The sequence below is a fragment of the Lactobacillus amylovorus DSM 20531 genome (assembly GCF_002706375.1).
In the GTDB taxonomy this organism is placed as follows: Bacteria; Bacillota; Bacilli; order Lactobacillales; family Lactobacillaceae; genus Lactobacillus; species Lactobacillus amylovorus.
The window spans coordinates 204,508-227,407 of record NZ_CP017706.1 but is presented as its reverse complement, the minus strand read 5'-3'; the positions used below and the strand labels follow the sequence as shown (position 1 = coordinate 227,407).

Here is a 22,900-nt window from a genome sequence, read left to right as displayed (position 1 = left end):
GCTTTTTTATTTTGCAAAATTTTTATAAAATTATTAGTTCGCCGATTGTAAAATCAAATTGAACACTTTAGAAAAATAAAAAGTCCATTTGGACCTGTTTGATAGAATGTTAATAATCACAAAAACATCTATTGGAGGTCACAAATGGACTCTTTACATTCTATCATGCCTAAGCACCAAAAGGGAAAGCATTTATCATTTGAGCAACGGGTTGTTATTCAAACCCGTATTAAAGACGGTTTCTCTCTTAGGGCTATTGCTCGTGAGCTTGATTGCTCTCCTTCTACTATCAGTTATGAGGTTAAACGTGGTACTGTTTTGCTTTATCATGGTAAGAAAAAACGCTATAAGGCACAACAAGGTGATAAAGCTTACCAAATACATCGTAAGAATTGCGGTCGTAAATCAGATTTCTTAAAGAAATTTGACTTTATCAAATACGTTAATAAGCATTTCTGCGAAGATGGCTGGTCTCTTGATGTATGTGCCAATCGCTGCTTAGCTTTAGGAGAATTTTCTCGTGATCAGGTAGTTTGCACTAGAACCTTGTACAACTATGTAGATCAATGCTTAATGGGTATGAGAAATTCTGATTTGCCAGAAAAGTTAAAGCGCAATACTAAAATACATCGCATTCGTAAAAATAAGAAAAAGCTTGGCCGAAGTATTGAAGAACGTCCCAAGGAGATCAATGATCGTAAGGAATTTGGCCACTGGGAATGCGATTTAGTCTTAGGACATAAAACTAAGGATGATCAAGTACTGCTAACTTTGTCTGAACGAATGAGCCGTGAATTTTTAATCTTGCGTATTCCTGATAAGACAGCCGCCAGTGTGATGACTGCTTTTCAGGCTCTGCGCAAACAGTATAGTGAACATTGGAATGACATCTTTAAGACAATTACAACTGATAATGGATCAGAGTTTGCGGATTTATCCAATCTGGAGACAGTTTCAAAAACCCTGGTTTACTATGCTCATCCATATACTTCTTGTGATAAAGGCACTGTTGAAAGACACAATGGCCTTATTCGCAGATTTATTCCCAAAGGTGATTACATCAATAACTATTCTCTTCAAGATATCATTAATATTGAAACCTGGTGCAATTCACTACCAAGAAAGATCTTGGCATATCATACTCCAGATGAAATCTTTGAGAAAGAATTAGATCATATCTATCAAGCAGTATAAATGTTCAATTTATTATTGCAATTTACGAAAATTATTAGTTAATAAAAGAGGGGGAAGCATGAAAATCAAATCATACGAAAAACAATATTTTGCACAACTAGGCGCAGTGATGGATAAAGCGAGGATGCAAGAACTAGAAGCTGAAAATTTGGAGCCAGTTTTTGTGGCTTTCAGGGATGCACCATATTTAGATTATTTGTTGTCTTGTAAGATTTACGTAGCACTTGAGGACGAAAAATTAATGGGTTTTATAGGCTTTAAACCAGGTAAGATCGAATTCATCTATGTTGATCCAAATGCACAAGGTAGAGGGATAGCTACCAAGTTAATGGAAAAAACACTAGACGAATTAAAGCGACCAGTCAGTCTTGAGGTGTTTACCAACAATAATCGTGCTAAAGCTTTGTATAAAAAAGTTTGGTTTTGAAACTGTTAAAACGATAACTGAGAAATGGTCTGATGAATATCCGGTTCTTTTCTCACAAGATACGATGGAATTAAAGTAAGGAGTAATTATAAAAATGAATATCTGGATAAAACGAATTATTAAAGCCATTGCAATTTGGTTACTCTTAATAATGATCTATTTAACTTTGAATTTGTGGTTTAATGTAAATATTCCAATTGTTTCGAATATCTTTGGCGTCAACTTGATAACAAATACTAAAGCAGGACGTTCTATTACGATGACCTCAATCTTTCTAAACTGGATCCTTAGTTTAGCATGATTTGTGATCGCATATGTTGGTGTGAGATGGTTTTGGAAAGGGATTAACAAATCTAAAAAATAAATCGTCTTAAAATGTTGCACTAGCAATTAAAGATCGTTATACTAATTTGTGTAACGCTTAGAAATAGCGTGAAATCAACAGAAATAAAAAAATACCCCTGAAGGAAAAATTTCTTTAGGGGTATTTCTTTTATTCTATTTGCCAGTTAACTTAAATTTGGTCCATGGCTTGATAAAATCAAGTAAAAATAATTCATCTTTGGCGATACTACCAATTTTGTTCTTTCTTGGCTCTTTATGTGGCTTTAAGACAATTTGAAGTTCATTTTTATAAATACCAAAATTGTCATTACCGATTAAAACATCACCACGTTGAAATTCCTCTTCATTATCATGTGGTGGGTTAGGGATGTCTTTGTAAGTTACTCGAGGCATAGTTGAACGAATGACAATTTCATTCATGTCGCCGCGGCGGAAGTGTTGAGGTTTTTCTATATCACTAATTTGTTTTACATAATCAACGTGAAGCATTAACTGGTAACGATTTACCTCTGATAAAGCCCTTAATTCTTCTTCGCTAGCATAGGCGTTACCAATGATTACGTCATCAATTAAGCCTGAGGCAAAATTCTACACTCATGGTTTCAGGCATGACGATGATAATGTGATAGCCTTTAGCAGCAGCTACCATGGCTAAACCAATACCGGTGTTGCGTGAGGTAATAGTACCGCCTGGCTTTAAATTGCCATCACGTTCAGCTTTTTCAATCATTGCTAAAGCAATACGATCTTTGGTTGAGCCTGCAGGGTTTTCAAATTCAAGCTTAACATAAACATCAGCCGCATCTTCTGGAACGACACGGTTTAACTTCAATAATGGTGTGTTACCAATCAATTCTGTAACTGAATTATAAATTGTACTCATTTTTTACCTCTTAATTTAAAACTAACTTGCTTTTTTCAACTTGTTTAAGCCAGTTATCAAAAAACGTTTTTTGTGTATCCTTCCATTGAAAAAGTGGGGAGGACATAGAATAATTATCTGGCTTTTTGTAGTGACGATCGGGATGAGCTGCGATTTCTCTTTGATATTCATCCCTTAAACCAGTTCTGCCATATTCGATATGTGAGAAGATGAAGTTTTGTTCAGGCTTCTCTTCTGATAAAACCATGAATAAATGGCCGTTATCATCAACCGAATTGATCACTAAACGTGGATCTTGCATGATTTGTTCTTTATCCATTTTCGCATAACGAGCATGGGGAGCGATAAAGCCTTGGCTAAGCCCATCTAATAAAGGATGTGGTTCGATGATTAAATGGGGAAAGATGCCAAAAATCTTTTCTGCTAAAATTCTTTTTCTAATGCCATAAAAATAGTTCATGGCTGCCATTGCACCCCAACAGAAGTACAATTGTTGCTTTCTTTGTTTATCAGGTTCTTGAATCAAACATCGAATTTCCTCTATATATTCGACATCATGAAAGGCAAGATGGTCAATCGGTGCACTTGTAATAATGAAGCCATCAAATTCTTTGATACGATCGATATCTAATGGCTCTGAAGAAGTAGCAGATACTTCAGTAGGAGCAGGGCGATGCAGATAATGAGAGCGTGGATATAAAAACGTTAATTTTTCGTTAGGCAAAACCTTTAAAAGCGTTTTTGCGTATCCAGCTTATTGTGCATCAGATTGAGAGCGCCTATTTTTACTTTATTAGCCAAGTTTTAACCTCCTTATTTATTAAAAGTTAATAGACTTATATAGCTTATAAAAAATAAGTAAAGAAAAAAGGCCCAATATTTTTGGACCTTTGATTTAAAAGATTGGTGAAAGCAATCTAGAGAAGTATTGTTTGAATTTTAACCAAGATGACTGTTTAGCAAAATATTCATTAGTCAATAAGGTACATTTCTCAAGATCTTTTTCAAAAATCTCTTTTAATTCTTTAGTTAAAAGAGGATTGTAGTTGAATGAGTTAACTTCAAAATTCAAAGTGTAACTACGGAAGTCTTGATTGGCAGAACCCACAGACGAGATATTTGAGCCACTGACCATTGTCTTAGCATGGATAAAGCCATCATTGTACTTATAAACTTTAACGCCGTGAGCAACCAAGTATTTGGCGTAATATTCAGTCGCACGATAAACAAATGGGTGGTCAGGCATGCATGGAATCATAATTCTGACATCCACGCCACTGTTGGCTGCAATAATCAATGATTCTAGAATTGAGTCTTCAGGAATCAAATATGGCGTTTGAATATAAACGTATTCTTTTGCACTAGCAATGATACCTTCATAACCGCGTCGAATACCGTAGCGTTGGTTATCAGGACCAGATGCAACAATTTGCATGGCAACGTTGTTATCTGATTCGATGTCTTTACGATCAACAATAAAATTTTTAAGCTCATCTAATTCGAATTTAGGAAGACTGGTTCTTCTAGTTGAAGTGTTCCAATCCATGGCAAAACGAACTTCCATTAGAATAGGAGATTGTCCTTCTACACGAAGGTGCGTATCGCGCCAGTGACCAAATTTCTTAGATTGATTTACGTATTGATCGCCAATATTAAAACCACCAATGTAACCCGTATTGTGGTCAATAACGACCAATTTGCGGTGAAGGTGATAGTTAAGACGAGGAGTAGTAAACCAGTGCTTTTTAGAAGTAGAAATAAATGGTTGTGCTTGCCCACCCAATTCTCTTAAATGATCAAAAAATGCTGGCTTAGTACCACGTGAACCTGAAGTATCATAGATTACTCGCACTTTAGCACCATTTTGGGCAGCTTGCTCAAGTGCAGCTAAAACGCGATGGCCTAATTTATCTGCATAAAAAGTATAGAACTCCAAACTAACAGCTACTTTGGCATTCTTAATGTCTTCAATCATTTGATCAAAGAGTTCGGGGCCGTCTGTGTAGACTTTAACGTGGTTAGCAAAGGTCAAGATAGCATCATCATTATTTAAATTCAGCTCAGTTAACATTCTGGCACGTGGAACCCGTTCTTTTCTTGGAAGAAGATTGTACTCTTGCAACATCTTCTTTTGCTGATTTAAATAATGGTTACGTGTTTCTTTTTGTTCCTTTTGGATAGCAAAGATTTCATCTTGCGATAATTGCCGGCCAAAGAAAAGATAAAGAATAAATCCAATACCAGGTAAGATTGTCAAAACAAGCATCCATGCCCAAGTGGCAACCACGCTTCGACGACTTCTAAAGACAGTCCATACGGCAAAGATGACGTTAATTATCCATAGAACCTCTAAAGTTCGCCTTATTATGTCCCATGTTAAAATCATTATTTTGTTACTCCCCTTTGAATAGTTTCAATTAATAATTTTAGCAGATTTAATTCAAAAAATAGTTTAAATTTATTGATCTCTGATAAAATAAAAGTGAAAGTAAAAAACAGATTAAATGGGGGTAGAGAACGATGAGAAAGAGAATAATTTATCTTGCTGGGTTGGCTTTAATGGCAATGGGTTTAGGTGCAACAACTACCGTTGAACCCGTTAATGCAGCGATTGCTGACCCAATTCAAACAGGTAAGAAATTAAATTTAACTAGAAGTACATATGTTTACAACAAGCGCGGTGTTAGAGTGGGTCGTTTAAAGAAGGGTAACATGTGCAAGATCCACGTTATCAAAGTAATCAACGGCGACACTTACGTTAAGATTGGCAAGAACAGATTCGTAAAACAAGAAGCATTTTTACCATATGTTAAGTCTGCTCGAGTAGAAAACATTATTAAGAAGACTTCATATATCTATGATGAAAATGGTGAAAAAATTCCAGGCAAGTTTGTCAAGCGTGGTACCAAAGTAGACTATTTAGGTCATAAAGAAATTAATGAAAAGCCATTTATTCAAATTGGTGATGGCGAATACGTTAAGGCATTTAATGTTTTAACTATTATGGTTAATAATTAAATAATCAATGTAAAACAAAAAGAAGTGATGATCATCACTTCTTTTTTATTCTGGTCAAATTATCTATTTTTCATTACCGGTTGGTAAACCAAATCAATTAATACTGCCGCAATTACTGCAACAACTACAGTGATTAATAAGTTTTGCCAGCTAATTTGTACCATTGCTAAACCGCAAAGAGCCAAGATAAAGGTTAAAGCTACGTCCGCAATTTGAACGATACCAACCAACTTGGATGGGTAATCTTGCCAGAAGTACTTGCGAGTTCTGGTGATTAATACGATGAGCATAGCACTTAAGACTAAGTATACGTAGACCATCGTTGAAATAGCACCATGACTCCAGCCATGAGTACTCAAATACCAAACAAAGATGAAACCGATCACGGTCCAACCGGCAGCAAGAGAGAAGGCAATTTTAGCTAATTTAGCCATGTTCCAGTTTTCTGGCTTGTAAGTGATATGGGTTCTATCAGTACCGATCATCATAGTAACCATATTGTTCATGATAGTGTAAATAACCATTGCGTTCAAAGCCATTGGAATGTAGTCGAAGAACAGGTAACCGAATGTTAAAAGCATAGTTAATTCGGCAGTTCTAGCAAGCTTAGTCAATGACCAAGTAGTCATTCTTTGGTAAACGCGGTGACCAGCATCCAAGATCTTAACGATTGAACCTAAACCATCGTTCAAAAGAACCATCTTACCTGAACGTTTAGCAACGTCGGCGGCGTTAGAAACGGCAATACCAACTTCAGCTTGCTTCAAAGCAGGTGAGTCGTTAACACCGTCACCAGTCATACCAACAATGTAGCCCTTCTTTTGGAAGCACTTAACCATGTTTAACTTATCTTCAGGTAAAACGTCAGCGATACCAGCTAAGTTGTCGATATCGGTATTATCGTTAAAGTCATGAATAGAAATTACTTCACCAGTTAAATCAACTTGTTCAGCTACGGCTGCGGCAGTCTTTTGGTTATCACCGGTTAACATGATAGGACGAACGCCACGCTTTTTTAATTCAGCTAAAGCAGCCTTAGAATCGCTTCTTACCTTATCTTGTAAGATGAAGACACCGGCGAATTTATCGTCGATTAAAACAGCAACTGAACGACCTGCTTTAAAGTTAATGTCTTTTACTTCTTCGTTGGCATTTTTATCGATTAAAGATAATTGTTTAAATGAACCCAGCTTAACGTTGTGACCATCAGCTTCGGCCATTGAGTAACCAGTGTCGGAAGTAAATGGTACGAAATTATCGGTGTCCATTACAGGGATGTCTTTTTCTTTTAAGTATTCATCAATAGCAGTATCAATGATACCGGCATTACGTTTGTCAGTGGCCGCACCAACTAAGGCAAGCACATCTTTATCAGGCAGATCGCTAACATCGGTCCAGCTAGCTACGGCAGTTTTGTTTTCGGTAATAGTTCCAGTCTTATCAAGCAAGAGCAAGTTCAAGTTGGCTGCATCTTGAATACCAGTTAAGTCGGAAGTCAAGACGCCTTCTTTACTCAAACGAGTTGCTTCAAATGAGTTGGATAATGCAAAAGTTGATGGCATAGCCACAGGAATTGATGCAATGAACATCATGGCAAGGAATGGCAACATGTTAATAAAGGTATTGAAATTACCACCCTTGAAAAATGAAGCGATGATGATTACTAAAGTAAGAACACCATCTAATAAACAAAGGTAGTAGATGATCTTAGTCAACAATTGTTGCAAGTGACCTGGTGCAGCAGAATTGTTGATCAAGTTGATGGTCTTACCACTTCTTGAGTGCTTACCAGTAGCAGTAACGATTGCTAAGCCGTCACCTTCGACAACTGTAGTACCAGCATAGGCGGTGTCGTCAACATTCTTTTTAACTGGCTTTGATTCACCAGTAATTGAACTTTCATCGCAAGCTAGAGCGCCAGAAACTACTTTGACATCGGCTGCCAATACGTCACCACGTTGCAATGAGATTAGATCGCCTTTGACTAATTGCTTAGAGTCGATCTTGATCCATTTGCCATCTCTTTCAACCGCAACAGTTGGCGTTAATTTGTGTGAAATGTTGTTTAATACGCGACGTGATTGTTTCTTCTTTGAAGCTCCGTTAAAGGCCGCGAAGAGTAACATCAACAATACGAATAATGATTGAACCCACTTGCCTAAGATACATTCAAGGATCAATGCACCTTCTAGAATCCAAGCAGAAAGATTCCATAATTTAGACAAAAATTCCTTAAAGAAATTGTATTCAGGCTCAGGTACTTCGTTTAAGCCGTCTTCTTTAAGGCGTTTGTCTGCTTCTGCTTGAGTTAAGCCATGAAAATTTTCAGACATTTGTTTAATTCCCTCCAAATCTACCCTATTAAATTAGCACATAAATTGCCCAGATTAAAATACTAAAATATAATATATGATATTAAAAAATTTAATATCTAAATTTACCAAAATAAAAAGGATAGATTATGAACTTAAAACAATTGCATTATTTTTTAGTGGTAGCCGAAGAAAAGCAAATTACTTCTGCGGCTAAGAGATTGTATATTGCACAACCACCATTGAGCTACCAATTAAAACAACTAGAAAAAGAATTAGGCGCACAACTTTTTAAAAGAACGTCACATGGGATCGAATTAACCGATGCCGGCCAGATTTTGCAAGGTTATGCGAGTGAAATATTATCGCTGGCCCACAATGCGGAAAATCAGGTGCAGAAGACAATTTCTGGTGAATTAGGGACGATTGCTATTGGTATGGCATCTTCATCGACTGGACTAATTCCAATGGACTCATTTAAAGAATTAACGCGTTTTTATCCCGAAATAAGTTTTGATATCTATGAGGCCAATACTTTTGGCATTTTGGATAAACTAGAAAAGAAGACGATCGATTTAGGGATCGTGCGTACGCCGTACAATCGTAATGGCCTGAATGCGCGCAATTTAACTAAAGAAAAGATGATGGCGGTAACTGTTGATCCGTATTTTCAAGGTAAAAAAGAACTGCGTATCAAGGATCTAGCGAATCAACCGCTGATTATTTATCGCCGCTTTGAAGATATCTTTAATCAAACATTTGCTCATCATGGAATCACGCCTTTTTATGCTGTTAAATGTGACGATTCACGTACTGCGATTACATGGGCAAAAAGAAAAATGGGTTTAGCTCTGGTACCAGAATCAATTGCTACAATTTATGCCAAAGACAATATGATTCCTATTAAACATGCTAATTGGGTAACACATTTACAATTAATTTGGCGCAAAGATAGACAAGTTACTCCACTCATGAAAAAGATTATTGACTCATTAAGCTAATAGGATTGTAACTTAAACCTAATTGATCCATAATAAGTGTAAGCGAATACATTGATTATAGTGAGAGGGTGGTTAAATGACTAGTCCTATTCATGTTTATTCAGAAATTGGTAAGTTGAAAACAGTGATGCTTCATCGACCTGGCAAGGAACTCGAAAATCTTTCACCAGAAATCTTGAATCGGATGCTGATTGATGACATCCCTTACTTAAAGATTGCTCAAGAAGAGCACGATTATTTTGCTAAAACCTTGCAAGATCAAGGAATTCATGTGCTTTACTTGGAGGATTTGCTAGCAGAATCCTTAGTAGCAGTAAAAACACGCACGGCCTTTATTGATCGTTTGCTAGAAGAATCTGGCATTAAGAAAAAAGATCCTTTGCACCAATTGCTGCTGGAATATTTGCTGACAATGAAGCCAGAAACGATGGTGAAGCAAGTAATTGCCGGTATCAAAAAGAGTGAGATCAAAAACGTTGAACCATCACTGGCCGACCTAGCAGAAGATGCAGATTATCCATTTTACCTAGATCCAATGCCTAATGTTTACTTCACTCGTGATCAACAGGCGGCCATTGGCAATGGGATGACGATTAATAGGATGACCTTTAGGGCAAGAAGACGTGAATCTTTGTTTATGAAGACAATCTTGCAAAATCATCCTAATTTTAAAGATCAAGATATTCCGATTTGGCGTGATCGTAATGTTCATGGCCGAATCGAAGGCGGGGATGAATTAGTTTTAAATAAGCACGTCTTGGCAATTGGAATTTCGCAAAGAACTTCAGCGGCTGCAATCACCGACTTAGCTCATGCCTTATTTGGTCATTCAACTTTTGACACGATCTTAGCGATTAAAATTCCGCACAATCATGCCATGATGCACCTGGATACCGTATTTACGATGATCAATTATGATCAATTCACAGTGCATCCCTTCATCCTATCCAAATCTGGCAAAATTGATATCTACGTCTTGCAACCGGATAAGGATGGTGAAGTCAAAATTACGCCTAAGAATGACTTAGTCGAAGTATTGAAGGAATATTTGCACTTATCTGAAATCGATTTGATTCCAACAGGAGGTGCAGATCCAATCGCCGCTCCAAGAGAGCAGTGGAATGATGGCTCAAATACTTTGGCAATTGCTCCAGGTGAAGTTGTTACCTATGATCGTAATTATGTTTCTAATGATTTATTGAGAAAACATGGCATTTTAGTACATGAAGTTCGTTCAAGCGAGCTTTCTCGTGGCCGTGGTGGCCCAAGATGTATGTCATGTCCACTAGTTCGTGAAGATATAGAAGAGGCAAAAAATGAAATATTTACAAAACGTTTTTCAAGGTAGAAGCTTTTTAGATTGTAAGGATTATACTCCTGCAGAAATTGAATATTTAATTGATTTTGCACTTCACTTAAAGGAATTAAAGAAAGAGCATATTCCACACGAGTATTTAAAGGGTAAGAATATTGCGCTTTTGTTTGAAAAGTCTTCAACTAGAACTCGTTCCGCCTTTGTCGTTGCTTGCAACGATTTAGGAGCAAATCCTGAGTATATGGGTGCAGGTGAAATTCACTTAGGCAAAAAAGAGAGTATTAAGGATACTGCTAAAGTTCTAGGCAGCATGTTTGATGGGATTGAATATCGAGGTTTTGCCCAAAAAGATGTTGAAGATTTAGCTAAATACTCCGGTGTACCAGTTTGGAATGGTTTAACCGATAAGTGGCACCCAACGCAAATGCTAGCTGACTTTATGACAATTAAAGAAAAATTTGGTCACTTAAAGGGCATCACCTTAGCTTATGTTGGTGACGGTCGTGATAATGTCGCAGACAGTCTATTAGTTGCTGGCAGCATGCTAGGAGTTAATGTGCATATTGTTACACCTAAGCCATTATTTACCCACCAAGATGTTCAAGAAATTGCCGAAAAATTTGCGAAAGATTCAGGCTCACAAAACATGATTACTGATGACATTGAAAAGGGCGTTAAAGGCGCCAACGTAATTTATACCGATGTCTGGGTTTCAATGGGTGAAAACAACTGGAGCGAGAGAATCAAGCTCTTAAAGCCATACACTGTAAATATGAAGATGATGAAAGAAACTGGTACGCCTGATGATCAACTAATCTTTATGCACTGTTTGCCAGCATTCCATGATCGCTCAACTAAGATCGGTGAAGAAATCTACGAAAAATATGGCTTAAGCGAGATGGAAGTTTCCGATGAAGTCTTTAATTCCAAGTATGCTTGGCAATTTACTGAAGCTGAAAATAGATTGCACTCAATTAAAGCAGTAATGGCTGCAACTTTAGGTAATTTGTTTATTCCGACGGTTAACGAAAGAGGCAATTAAAATGAAAAAAATAGTTGTTGCTTTGGGCGGTAATGCAATTCAGGCTGAAGATAATAGTGCGGCAGCACAACAAGAAGCTGTTAGAAAAACTATGAAGACCGTTGCTAGCATGATCGAAAGCGGCAACCAGGTGGCGATTACTCACGGTAATGGCCCGCAAGTGGGTAATCTGCTTTTACAGCAGCATAAGGGAGCTAGTGAAAATAATCCAGCCATGCCGCTTGATACGATTAGCGCAATGACGCAGGGGAGTATTGGTTACTGGATGCAAAAGGCTCTAGATGATCAATTTAAGTCTGATAATTATCCAAGCCAAGCAGTAGCTTTAGTTACCCAAACCATCGTTGAAAGCAACGATCCTGCGTTTGAACATCCAACTAAACCGATTGGCCCGTTTTATACTTTCAATGAAATGCAAAAACAACAGATTTATCATCCTGATTACACTTATAAGCAAGATGCTGGGCGCGGCTATCGTCAAGTAGTTCCATCACCTAAACCAGTTAAAATCATCAATGCGCCAATTATCAAGAATTTATTGCAAAATCATGTTGTCCCTATTGCAGCTGGTGGTGGTGGAATCCCGGTCGTTGTCGATCATGGTCGTTTGAAAGGTGTTGCCGGAGTTATTGATAAGGACTTCAGTGCCGCAAAAATGGCGGAAGATATCAGTGCTGATGAGCTGGTTATCTTAACAACTGTTGACAATGCTTACTTGAATTACCGCAAAGAAAATCAACAAGCAATCGGCAAAGTTACAGTTAACGAGTTGAAACAGTACCTGCAAGAAGGACAATTTGCGGCTGGCAGCATGAAGCCTAAGATTGAGGCTGCAATTGAATTTACGGAGAAGACAGGTAAACCGACAATTATTACTTCTTTAAAAAATGCTGCTAAATTAAACGATGGAGTAGGGACGATCGTTTATAATGAGTAGCGGGGATTAAGTGAATATTTTTAAGGAAGGAAAAGAGCAGAATATCGCTCAGGTTCTGAATGCAAAAGACAAACGCGTTGCTCTGTAGCAAAAGATTTTTGCCTAGTATCCAGATTAGACGCTGGTTGACGTTAATTTGAATATTACAGGACCAATAAAAAAACAATCGCTTCTTAGAGAAGCTGTTTAATTATGGTATTAAACAGCTTGAAGCAAGTTGAGATAAATTGGGTTTTGTTTATAAATTAGTGGTCTCTTTAGATGAAGATACAGGATGTGAAAACTTTTATATCTTGGATTTGCCAATTACACCGCTATTTCTAGACGAGATCTGGGACAAAGTCCGCGCAAATGTTTTATCTGTGATCGACCGGCTAAAGAATGTGCTCGCTCTCGGAGGCATTCTGTTGCAGAAATGCAAGATTATATTTCTGAATTATATGCAAAGAATGTAAAATGAGGTGGGTAATCCATCTCATTTTTCGTTTTTTTAATAAAAATAACAGAAAATGATTTAAAATAAATGATGGACGAATTATAGATATATATATGTTCGCCGATTGTAAAATCAAATTGAACACTTTAGAAAAATAAAAAGTCCATTTGGACCTGTTTGATAGAATGTTAATAACCACAAAAACATCTATTGGAGGTCACAAATGGACTCTTTACATTCTATCATGCCTAAGCACCAAAAGGGAAAGCATTTATCATTTGAACAACGGGTTGTTATTCAAACCCGTATTAAAGACGGTTTCTCTCTTAGGGCTATTGCTCGTGAGCTTGATTGCTCTCCTTCTACTATCAGTTATGAGGTTAAACGTGGTACTGTTTTGCTTTATCATGGTAAGCAAAAACGCTATAAGGCACAACAAGGTGATAAAGCTTACCAAATACATCGTAAGAATTGCGGTCGTAAATCAGATTTCTTAAAGAAATCTGACTTTATCAAATACGTTAATAAGCATTTCTGCGAAGATGGCTGGTCTCTTGATGTATGTGCCAATCGCTGCTTAGCTTTAGGAGAATTTTCTCGTGATCAGGTAGTTTGCACTAGAACCTTGTACAACTATGTAGATCAATGCTTAATGGGTATGAGAAATTCTGATTTGCCAGAAAAGTTAAAGCGCAATACTAAAATACATCGCATTCGTAAAAATAAGAAAAAGCTTGGCCGAAGTATTGAAGAACGTCCCAAGGAGATCAATGATCGTAAAGAATTTGGCCACTGGGAATGCGATTTAGTCTTAGGACATAAAACTAAGGATGATCAAGTACTGCTAACTTTGTCTGAACGAATGAGCCGTGAATTTTTAATCTTGCGTATTCCTGATAAGACAGCCGCCAGTGTGATGACTGCTTTTCAGGCTCTGCGCAAACAGTATAGTGAACATTGGAATGACATCTTTAAGACAATTACAACTGATAATGGATCAGAGTTTGCGGATTTATCCAATCTGGAGACAGTTTCAAAAACCCTGGTTTACTATGCTCATCCATATACTTCTTGTGATAAAGGTACTGTTGAAAGACACAATGGCCTTATTCGCAGATTTATTCCCAAAGGTGATTACATCAATAACTATTCTCTTCAAGATATCATTAATATTGAAACCTGGTGCAATTCACTACCAAGAAAGATCTTGGCATATCATACACCAGATGAAATCTTTGAGAAAGAATTAGATCATATCTATCAAGCAGTATAAATGTTCAATTTATTATTGCAATTTACGATATATATATGTTTATTGTTTATAAGGAAAAATATGAAATTAGAGAAAAATCTAGATAATTTAAAGCAAATAGCCCCACTGGTTCAATATGCTTTTGGAAAGAACAATGATCTACTTCATGATGATAATTTTATGTCTCGTTATGATCATAGTGATGGCTATGGCTTTTTTAATGATAAAAAATTAACTAGTTACATTATGGTGAACAAGTTTAAGAGTGAGGTCTTTGGTCATCATGTGCCAATGGCTGGTATTGGGTATGTTGCCTCATATCCGGAATATCGCGGGCAAGGTCATATTTCGAAATTGATGAAGGAAATTTTAAAAGACCTGCATGACCAAGATATTCCGTTCACTAACTTGGCTCCTTCTTCTGAGAGCTTCTATCGTCACTATGGCTTTAGCAACAGTATCTATCAAAAAGAATATCGTTTTTCTGGTAGTGCCTTAAGAGCATTTAAATTGCCACGTACAGGTCACGTAATTCGCGGCAAATGGAACGAACTAATGGTTCAAAATGGAGTGATTCAACTCTATGAAAGACAACTTCATACAGATGATGAGCGAAATACGGTAATTCGTCAGGCCTGGTGGTGGAACAGAATGGACTCATACTACCACAATCGAAACATTGCCGTTTATATCGATGCAGATGGTCGTCCTATCAGCTATTTGATTTACCGTATTCATGGCAATGTTTTCTTAGCTGATGAACTTTATTCGATCACTGCCAAAGGCTTAATATGTTTGCTTGGCTTCATGGGTTCTCATTCTGGTGCGATTAAAGAATTTCGCATGATTTTACCAGAGCATTCATTAATTGGTGAACTTTTCCCAGAACAAAATCAATTGCAAATTAGTCTGCATCCCTACATGATGAGCAGGATTATTGACTTTGCCATAATGGTTACTTATATGAAGCCCCTTCAAGAAGGCACCTTTAATGTTGAAGTGATTAGCGATGACCAATGTCCGTGGAATGTTGGCGTATGGCAGATAACTAATCAAGCTGGTCAAGTTTCCTGTAAACAAATTGAAGACGGCTTGGTTGATTATTCTGGCCCAATTACTGCTTGGACACAAGTTTTTTTAGGTAGACTAAGCATGAGTGATGCTGTTAAACTAGGGTTAATTACAGATTATCGGATTAAAAAGCTCGACTTTAAAAAAGGCGACGTTTCTTTCTATGATTATTTCTAGTAAAGAAGGTAATTAAAATGAGTAGAGAAAAGAAAATCAACTTATTAAAGTTCTTAGGCATCATTGTTAGTGGAATTAATGTAGTGATCTCTTTGATGATCATGCTTAATAAGTATCAAATTAGAAGAGATCAAAAGAAACTAGCAGATGAGGGTCACGCACCTTTAGGTGAGGATTAGTATGAAGCAATTGAAGATTGCATATTTTAATCAATTAGGGCGCAGAGAATTAGATCAGGCAAAGACAAAATTCGAAGAAGAGTATCCTGATACTGAAGTTAAATTAATTAGTACAGGGTATGATGAAGCTTTTGAAAAAATGGCTGATGGCGAGGCCGATTTGGTCATTGCGGATAAGCGCTATGAAAAGGATGACCTTGAAAGAGAAGATCTTGCTCAAGTTGGTGTAATGGCTATCTTGCCTAAGGGCAGCTATCAAAGCGGCATTCAAATGGTTGATAAAGCAGATCTGTCGGACATGACTTGCTTTATCGTGGCTAAACCTGAAGAAGAAGTTGCTGAACTTCATTTGTTTAAGGATCTTTATCAGGTGAAAAGCCCATTTATTGCTTCAAACTCAGTTGAAGAAGTTGCCTTGCTTGTGGCTTCAGGATCTGGTTACTTTTTGATCAATGAAATTGCGGCCGATTTGCTCAAGAACGACTCATTGCAAAAGTTATTCTTAACAGATAATGGTGCGCCAATGCGTCAAACGATTGCAGCTTTCTATGCTGAAAAGAATCCAGCTATTGCGAAGTTTAACGAAATTTTGAAAAAAGAATATTAATTTTGGCAAGTGGTGTGTTTACCACTTGTCTTTGTATAGCCAAATACTGTAAAATTAGAGGTGAAAACGGATGCAAACTGATTCTGGAGATGATTTTTATGCTAAGAAAAAATATATTGCCTTTAACTTCAATGGTACTTGTTTTGGGGCTTAGCGGATTGGCTACACAAGTTGAGCCAGTAAAAGCTTCAACTTACGGCAATGGTGACGTAGTCACTGTACCTAAGAACATGCAAGGAACCTGGTATTCATATGATCGGGATGCACACGATGGTAAAAAGATTACTTTTGGTGCACACACCGTAAATGGCAAGATTATTTACACACAAGATAAGAACGTGATCAGTGATTACTTTAATGGCAAGATTAAGAATCAAAAGAAGTTTGACCAAGTTACGAAGAACTGGATGTCAGGCAAGACAACCACAATGAAGAATGATACTTTCTATGAAATTGATCCATGGGTCACCTTTGAAAAGTGGAGTCTTTACAGAGTAACGCCACAAACAATTAATGGTCAAAAGCAAAACATTTTGGTCTACACGAGTAGATACGATGGCGGTAATTACTACAGAAGTAAGAAGCTTGCTAAGCAGATGAAGGATTACAAGTTTGAAAAAGTAAACTATACAATGTAAGAAAAGACGCATTCCGAAAGGGATGCGTTTTTTAGTATTCAGAATAAAAATTATGTTAAGTAATTTAGAATGTTAATTAATGGGAAATTATTTATAATAAAAGATAATAAATAAACTTAGTGAGGGTTAAAGATGAAACTACAAAAAGCACCTATTTTACACTTGTTCAAACTTGAAGTTGATCCTAAAAATCATGACAAATTAATTCAATCAATGTTGGATGCTCATTTAGATCAAAATGCATTGTTCATGCAAAGTGGTCACGAAGATGAAGCTGGACACAAGAATTATGCCGTTGAATGTTTCCAAGATGATGCACAATATCAAAAACATTTAAATTCAGAAGAATACCAAGCCTTTTTAAAAGCCAGTGATAAGCTGCTAACTGAAAAAGTTGATGTTGAATTACAACCAGAGTTTATTTCAACCAAGCCAGATAAATTGAATGTTTCTGGTGAAAATGACTATGTTGTTTACATGACTGAAATCGGCGTACAACTAGGCAAAGGCGATGAGTTTGCCAATGGCGTGTTAAAAGAAATGAAAGCTGCCGTTGAAAAAGAAGCAGGCATTATGGTAATGATTGCTGGAACTGTGATGAACCAGCCTAATGAGTGGCTTTCATTAGAAGTTTATCAAAATAAAGATGCTTATCAAAAACACCTTGAAACTAAGCACTTTAAGAGATATCTTGAGGCAACAAAGTTCTGTGTTGAAAGCAAAGGACTTCATTTACTTAAGTCAGACTTTGTTTCAGATCAAGGACAAATTTTTTACCGTCCTTAAAATGATACTAGGAAAAAGTGTCTATGTCCTGTAAAATATAGACAGAGTCAAGTCTAATGCATACCAAAAATCAAGTATTATCAGTAATTTCCTTAATTAATTTATACTCTATTTAATTAGAATATTGGTACGAATAGGGTTAGATTAGATAAAATAGAAAATAACGTGGTGATAGAAAGTAACACAAATAAACCTATGAGTATTGTAGTTTTTTCATAGGTTGCTATACTAAAGATGATTATTTGATTTCAACTAAAGTCTTTGGTTTTTGGTGGTTATGTTGTAGTCATATAATTGATTATGTTTTATTAAAGCCAAGAGCGTGCGTATCAGTTTATGCACGGATGCGATGGCAATCTTCTTGTAGCCTGGGCTATGAGAAGATTGCTTTTTCTTATCATAATAATCAGTAATATGGCAAGGTTGTGTAGCCCTAACAGTTTATTATGTTGATATTAATCCTTTACAGCAGAGTAATTAAATTGTTTAACAAAATGGATAATTAAACCGATAATTAATCCAGCTAAACTGAAGGTCAACCAGCTAAATCCTAGATGGAACATAGGTAAGTAGCGTTCAGCGTATGAAAGAATAGCTTGGATTAAAGGCGTTGAACGCAATACTTCTGGTAAAGTGTTGATCATATCGAATAAGGCAGGAATCAAGGTTAAGGCAGTAGTTATTTTGTAAACGACCGGATCATTTTTATATAAAGGTGAAAGAATACCCAAGATTACCAATGAGATAGCCAATGGATACAGAAGCATTAGGACTGGAGTAGACCAGCTAATGATCGTATCCAAGCCCATGTTGGCGATGATAAATGAAAGAAGGCAATTGATAGTTAAGAAGGTCTTGTATGAAATCTTAGGGAAACGCTTATGGAAGTCTTGGGCAAAGGCAACAACTAGACCCATTGCGGTAGTGATACAAGTGATCGTGGTTAAGGCCACAATTAATGCATCCCCAGCAGTACCCAAATAATGATGAGAAATTTGTGCTAAAGCTGTACCACCGTTTGAACTTAACTTGAAGTCGTGCAAACTTGTCGCACCAAGCCAGATCAAGCAAACGTAGATGATGGCAATAGCGAATATGCCAAACATGCCGCTTTTAACTGTAGTGATCGCCACGTCTTTTTCTCTCTTAAAGCCAAAGCTGAGAATTGAAGTGATCACCGTAATACCGAAGGCAAGAGCTGCCAAGCAGTCCATCGTGTTGTAGCCTTCTAAAAAGCCGTTAGTAAATGCGTTATGAGCGTAGCTTGCAGTAAAAGCTGTGTCCTTAGCGGCACCCATCGGGTTTGAAAAGGCTAAAAAGAAGATGAGAAATAATAAAAGCAGGAACACTGGATTCAAAATTTTCCCAATTAAATCAGTAACCTTTGCTTCGGTAGCAGAAAGGAAAAATACGATACCGAAGAAAATAGCGGAGAAAATAAGTAAACTAACTTTTTGCATATTGCCTGGTAAAAGTGGGGCAATACCGATGGTATAAGGAACTGTTGCAGTTCTAGGCGTAGCAAACAAAGGCCCTAAGGTTGCATGGATTAAAACTAGGAAGATCAACGCATATTTTTTACCGATTGGCTTTGCTAGCTCAAAAATCCCGTGTGAGTGAGTAATACTGATCGCAATCAGTGCCATTAGTGGCAATAAACCACTGGAAATTAAGAAGCCACTACTCGCAGCCAGCCAGTTTTTACCAGCTAATTGACCCAAGTGAACAGGAAAGATTAAGTTTCCGGCTCCAAAGAGCATACCGAAAATTAAAGAAGCAATAATTATAGTTTTACGAAAAGAATTAGTTTTATTCATTTTCTCTATCCCTTCTGTATTACCACCATGAAAAAAGACGCCCCTCAAGCAAGTTGCTTAAAGGACGCCTTTTGCGTGTTACCACCTTTGTTTACATTGTTATCGCTAACAATGCCTTACGCGTACATGAAAAAATCAGATACGTTGGTGCAGTAACGGGCACTCCCGGCTAAAACTTCCCATTGGGTTGCCTTAGTCACTCATAGATTACTTTCAATTGTCTTAATTCATACCTGCTTTCACTATCTCAGGCTCGCTGACTAAACTGACGACAATCTACTCTTCTATTCGTAGTGTGTAAAAAATCTTGTTGATAAGTAATATACAGGATAGTTTTCTTTTCGTCAACAAATTTTTTATTTAAACAGATCATTAAAGGCTTCACTCATAGTAGGATGAGTGTAGATTTGATCACGAAGTACGCTAGCTGGGATTTTTGTTTTGATTGCCATAGAAATTTGGTTAATCAGTTCATAGGATTCAATGCCGTATAATGTGGCACCAAGAATTTGATCGGTATCAGGATCGACTAGGGCTTTAAAAAGACCACGAGTATCTTTAGCTACGCGAGCCTTTGGAATAGCTTTGACAGGAAGCTTCTTAAGAAGATAGTTAATTCCTTGAGCTTGGGCTTGTTTTTCATTTAAACCTACTTGGGAAAGGGCCGGAGTGATAAAGACGCTGTAAGGAATATTGATTCGGTCGCTGACGACGCGCTTGCCGCTGCCAAAAAGTTGATCTTTGATGATGCGGTAATCATCTAGAGAAATGTAAGTAAATTGTGGGCCGCCTTTGACATCGCCGATAGCCCAGACATTTGGCACGCTAGTTAGCAAGTGATCGTCAACTTTTATTGCACCTCTGTCGGTGAGTTGGATGTCGGTATTTTCCAAACCAAGATTTTCGGTATTCGGTTTTCTACCAGTTGCAGCCAAAATTCGGTCAGCCTTGATTGAAAGCTCTTGACCGTTCTTTTCGTAGAAAACGGTGTCGTCTTCAACGCGATTGATCTTTACGCCGAGTTCAAATTTGATGCCGGTATTTTCAAGATCTTGTTTGATCATTTGACTAATGTCATCGTCTTCACGTGGTAAAAAATCGCTGTGAACGGCCAAGACTGTGACCTGGGTGTCGTAGTTTGCAAACATGTTGGCAAATTCAAGACCTATGTAACCACTACCAATAATAGTGAGTGTCTTAGGCATTTTATTTTGATCCATTGCTTCAGTAGAATTGATGACCTTAGTGCTGTCAGCCAGACCCGGAATTGGAGCATAGTTAGGCAGGGCACCAGTGTTAATGAAAATGCGCTTGCCACGGTAATGGTCTTTAGTACCGTCTTGCTTAGTGACTTCTATTTCATGATTATTTAAAAATTTAGCAGTACCGTCTAAAACTGTGACTGTCTTTTCATCGGCAAGCATGTGATAATTGGCATTTCTTAGAAAAGCGGTCATATCATTTTTACCATTGATGGCATCAGTGAATTCTACACCATTAGCAGCTTCAATGATTAACCGTTTGGATGGCAAGCAGGCGATGTTAATGCAGGTACCACCATACATTTGATTCGATTTTTCGATTACTAAGACTTCCTAGCCCTTAGTGGCTAAGAACTTTGCTAGGGTTTTACCACCTTTGCCGAAGCCAATGATAATGTTTTTGATTTCTTTAGTTTCCATATTAATAGTCCTCTTACAAAAAGTAATGATGAATGTACAATATTTATTTTAAAGAAAATATATAATTTGTCATCTTTTTTCTACTCTAAGTCAAGTATTATCAACGATTTTAGGTAATTTTATTTTGAAATAAGAGCCTAATTTGAATGGAGCCTCCGGAGAATCAAGTCAAATATCTGACTTTAGGGCATGAAAAATACAGCCTGCCTTCTGTAATTTCAAAAAAGAGGCTGTTATAATATCTATTGGATCAATTTTTATGACAAAAGTCTTTGGTTATGTTTGGCTACGTCATAGCTATATAATTGATCATTCTTAATTAAAGCGAAGATCGTCCGTAATAATTTATGGATCGATGCGATAGCGGCCTTCTTGTGACTTGCAGTCTCAGAAGACCGTTTTCGTTTCTCGTAATAATCCGCAATATGGCAAGGGTTGCCTGCTTTCTTGGCCGATTGAATTTGGTTGATTGCCAAGTACAGCACCTTTCTGCCGATAGCTGTCCCACGCTTTGAAATTGACAGGTGGGCCGTGAGGTTGCCAGATTCATAAACTTGAGGGTCAACGCCAACGAAGGCATTTAATTGGTTAGGGTTTTTAAAGCGTCTGATATCTCCGAGCTCACTAATAATTCTCAAGGCAGTGTTTTCGCCGATGCCTGGAATGCTTGTGAGGATCTCCAGATCCCGCTTAGGAGCCAGCTTAGCCATCTCCTGTAAAGCAGTCTGGCACTCTTCTTCAGCGCTTAGGATGTTGTTAATAGCTATTTTGAGGCCATGAACATAAGCACTGTCTTTTTTGACAGCTGGGCATGCGAGCTTGGCCAGCCGGATAAGCCTTTGTGCCAGATCATTGGTACGTTTTTCACCAATACCAGATAAGCTCTTTAAGAAGTCGATGATATCGGCTTCTTTTGTTTCTAATACGATATCAGGGTGCGGGAATCTGAGAACAGTACTCCAGTAGTTTTTTCCTCTCGGATTAGCCATTAGGTGCTCAATCTCTGGGAAAGTGAGCTGAATGGCTTTGTGCAGTCTATTCTTGTTGGTTATCAGATCGTGCGAAGCCTGCTCGTAGATGCGGTTGTTGGCCATCAATTCTTGATATTCTTCGCTTTGAACATAGGCCAGCCGTTGCGGGTGCTCAGATTGCAGCTTGGCGAGATACATTGCATCAAGCTTATCGGTCTTGTTCTGGTGCAGGTCATCCTTTGTCTTTCTTTTGGCTTCCAGTGGGTTCATCATGACATAGCGTAATTCGTGCATGTTCAAAAACGCCTGGAGTCTTCTGGAGTAGACGCCAGTTGCTTCAAAGATAATTTGCGGGTTGGTAACCTGTTTAAGGTCATCTAGCAGCTGATTGAAGCCTACCATATCGTTGGAGATGGCATAGTCATTAACTTTTTGGCCATTGACCATAATGCATACGTTAGACTTCCGGCTGCTAACATCAATACCGAAAACAGTTTTCAATAAATCCATAAGAATAAACCTCCGCTTTACTTGGAGATGAGCTACCTTCACCCAATTCAATCAGATCTAATTTTCTCAACCGGACTTTAACAGCCAACATACTTAGACGAGATTCTAAATTGAATGGTGAAGCTGCCAGTTTTGCTTACGACATCATGTGTCCAAAAGACGCACGGCATTGGCTTCATCTCCACTTTACATAGTAAAAGAAAAAGTGTTGAACGACTACTCCGTCGAGTAATCATCCAACACTAGATTAGTATGTTTTGCTTTATGAGTGTTGAGTTGTGAAAAAAATAACAGAGTTAT

The 22,900-nt window shown here is 37.5% G+C and carries 17 protein-coding genes, 7 pseudogenes and 1 other annotated feature; of the genes and pseudogenes, 15 read left to right on the top strand and 9 right to left on the bottom strand.

Going from position 1 to position 22,900, the window contains the following annotated elements; translation table 11 throughout:
• Positions 1–144: 144 nt before the first annotated feature.
• From LA20531_RS01115 to LA20531_RS01105, 3 genes and pseudogenes are all read left to right on the top strand, one after another.
• A complete protein-coding gene (locus LA20531_RS01115) occupies positions 145–1,194 on the top strand; it encodes an IS30 family transposase (protein WP_099202220.1) in 1,050 nt (349 codons plus the stop codon).
• A 58-nt stretch (positions 1,195–1,252) separates the two neighbouring features.
• Positions 1,253–1,700 (top strand): annotated as a pseudogene (locus tag LA20531_RS01110) (GNAT family N-acetyltransferase).
• 15 nt (positions 1,701–1,715) lie between these two features.
• Positions 1,716–1,922 carry a hypothetical protein gene (locus LA20531_RS01105; protein WP_236943772.1) on the top strand — a complete coding sequence of 69 codons (207 nt, stop codon included), beginning with the start codon at positions 1,716–1,718 and terminating at the stop codon, positions 1,920–1,922.
• A gap of 197 nt (positions 1,923–2,119) precedes the next feature.
• Here the strand turns inward: LA20531_RS01105 and LA20531_RS01100 are convergent.
• The 4 genes and pseudogenes from LA20531_RS01100 to cls form a co-directional block, all read right to left on the bottom strand.
• Positions 2,120–2,551: pseudogene (locus LA20531_RS01100) on the bottom strand (phospho-sugar glycosidase domain-containing protein); the annotation flags it as partial.
• 1 nt (position 2,552) lies between these two features.
• A pseudogene (locus LA20531_RS01095) lies at positions 2,553–2,849 on the bottom strand (pyridoxal-phosphate dependent enzyme); the annotation flags it as partial.
• Between the two features lie 10 nt (positions 2,850–2,859).
• Positions 2,860–3,650: pseudogene (locus LA20531_RS01090) on the bottom strand (homoserine O-acetyltransferase/O-succinyltransferase family protein).
• Between the two features lie 94 nt (positions 3,651–3,744).
• Positions 3,745–5,235: a cardiolipin synthase gene (gene cls / locus LA20531_RS01085; RefSeq protein ID WP_082589047.1), complete on the bottom strand. Its 1,491-nt coding sequence runs from the start codon at positions 5,233–5,235 to the stop codon at positions 3,745–3,747.
• Between the two features lie 134 nt (positions 5,236–5,369).
• Here cls and LA20531_RS01080 point away from each other — a divergent pair, with 134 nt between their 5' ends.
• The gene (locus tag LA20531_RS01080; protein WP_056940578.1) at positions 5,370–5,867 is read left to right on the top strand and encodes an SLAP domain-containing protein; all 498 of its coding nucleotides are present in this window, start codon (positions 5,370–5,372) and stop codon (positions 5,865–5,867) included.
• A 59-nt stretch (positions 5,868–5,926) separates the two neighbouring features.
• Here the strand turns inward: LA20531_RS01080 and LA20531_RS01075 are convergent, their stop codons facing one another.
• Entirely contained in the window at positions 5,927–8,200 is a 2,274-nt protein-coding gene (locus tag LA20531_RS01075) for an HAD-IC family P-type ATPase (RefSeq protein WP_056940577.1), read from the bottom strand.
• A 128-nt stretch (positions 8,201–8,328) separates the two neighbouring features.
• Between LA20531_RS01075 and LA20531_RS01070 the strand changes: the two genes are divergently transcribed.
• From LA20531_RS01070 to LA20531_RS01015, 11 genes and pseudogenes are all read left to right on the top strand, one after another.
• Complete coding sequence (locus tag LA20531_RS01070) at positions 8,329–9,180, top strand: LysR family transcriptional regulator (protein ID WP_056940576.1); 852 nt, start codon at positions 8,329–8,331, stop codon at positions 9,178–9,180.
• A gap of 76 nt (positions 9,181–9,256) precedes the next feature.
• Positions 9,257–10,528 carry an arginine deiminase gene (gene arcA / locus LA20531_RS01065; protein WP_056940575.1) on the top strand — a complete coding sequence of 424 codons (1,272 nt, stop codon included), beginning with the start codon at positions 9,257–9,259 and terminating at the stop codon, positions 10,526–10,528.
• Positions 10,497–11,537, top strand: a complete 1,041-nt coding sequence (argF, locus tag LA20531_RS01060; protein WP_056940574.1) for an ornithine carbamoyltransferase — start codon at positions 10,497–10,499, stop codon at positions 11,535–11,537. Before arcA ends, argF begins: the two co-directional genes overlap by 32 nt.
• A 1-nt stretch (position 11,538) precedes the next feature.
• Entirely contained in the window at positions 11,539–12,474 is a 936-nt protein-coding gene (gene arcC / locus LA20531_RS01055; RefSeq protein WP_056940573.1) for a carbamate kinase, read from the top strand.
• 10 nt (positions 12,475–12,484) lie between these two features.
• Positions 12,485–12,934 (top strand): annotated as a pseudogene (locus LA20531_RS01050) (citrate lyase holo-[acyl-carrier protein] synthase).
• Positions 12,935–13,133: 199 nt separating this feature from the next.
• Entirely contained in the window at positions 13,134–14,183 is a 1,050-nt protein-coding gene (locus LA20531_RS01040; protein WP_099202218.1) for an IS30 family transposase, read from the top strand.
• Positions 14,184–14,243: 60 nt separating this feature from the next.
• Complete coding sequence (locus tag LA20531_RS01035; RefSeq protein ID WP_056940669.1) at positions 14,244–15,410, top strand: GNAT family N-acetyltransferase; 1,167 nt, start codon at positions 14,244–14,246, stop codon at positions 15,408–15,410.
• A gap of 17 nt (positions 15,411–15,427) precedes the next feature.
• On the top strand, positions 15,428–15,589 hold the full coding sequence (locus LA20531_RS01030; RefSeq protein ID WP_013438106.1) for a hypothetical protein: 162 nt from the start codon (positions 15,428–15,430) through the stop codon (positions 15,587–15,589).
• Position 15,590: 1 nt separating this feature from the next.
• Complete coding sequence (locus LA20531_RS01025; RefSeq protein WP_056940670.1) at positions 15,591–16,196, top strand: LysR family transcriptional regulator substrate-binding protein; 606 nt, start codon at positions 15,591–15,593, stop codon at positions 16,194–16,196.
• A gap of 89 nt (positions 16,197–16,285) precedes the next feature.
• Complete coding sequence (locus LA20531_RS01020) at positions 16,286–16,834, top strand: hypothetical protein (RefSeq protein ID WP_056940671.1); 549 nt, start codon at positions 16,286–16,288, stop codon at positions 16,832–16,834.
• A 132-nt stretch (positions 16,835–16,966) separates the two neighbouring features.
• The gene (locus tag LA20531_RS01015; RefSeq protein WP_056940672.1) at positions 16,967–17,620 is read left to right on the top strand and encodes a putative quinol monooxygenase; all 654 of its coding nucleotides are present in this window, start codon (positions 16,967–16,969) and stop codon (positions 17,618–17,620) included.
• Between the two features lie 252 nt (positions 17,621–17,872).
• Here the strand turns inward: LA20531_RS01015 and LA20531_RS01010 are convergent.
• The 4 genes and pseudogenes from LA20531_RS01010 to LA20531_RS00995 form a co-directional block, all read right to left on the bottom strand.
• Positions 17,873–18,061, bottom strand: a pseudogene (locus LA20531_RS01010) (IS110 family transposase); the annotation flags it as partial.
• A 14-nt stretch (positions 18,062–18,075) separates the two neighbouring features.
• Entirely contained in the window at positions 18,076–19,437 is a 1,362-nt protein-coding gene (brnQ, locus tag LA20531_RS01005) for a branched-chain amino acid transport system II carrier protein (protein WP_056940673.1), read from the bottom strand.
• Positions 19,438–19,494: 57 nt separating this feature from the next.
• Positions 19,495–19,738: a binding site (T-box leader), on the bottom strand.
• Between the two features lie 55 nt (positions 19,739–19,793).
• Positions 19,794–21,119 (bottom strand): annotated as a pseudogene (locus LA20531_RS01000) (FAD-dependent oxidoreductase).
• 257 nt (positions 21,120–21,376) lie between these two features.
• Positions 21,377–22,600, bottom strand: a complete 1,224-nt coding sequence (locus tag LA20531_RS00995; protein WP_099202216.1) for an IS110 family RNA-guided transposase — start codon at positions 22,598–22,600, stop codon at positions 21,377–21,379.
• Between the last annotated feature and the right edge of the window lie 300 nt (positions 22,601–22,900).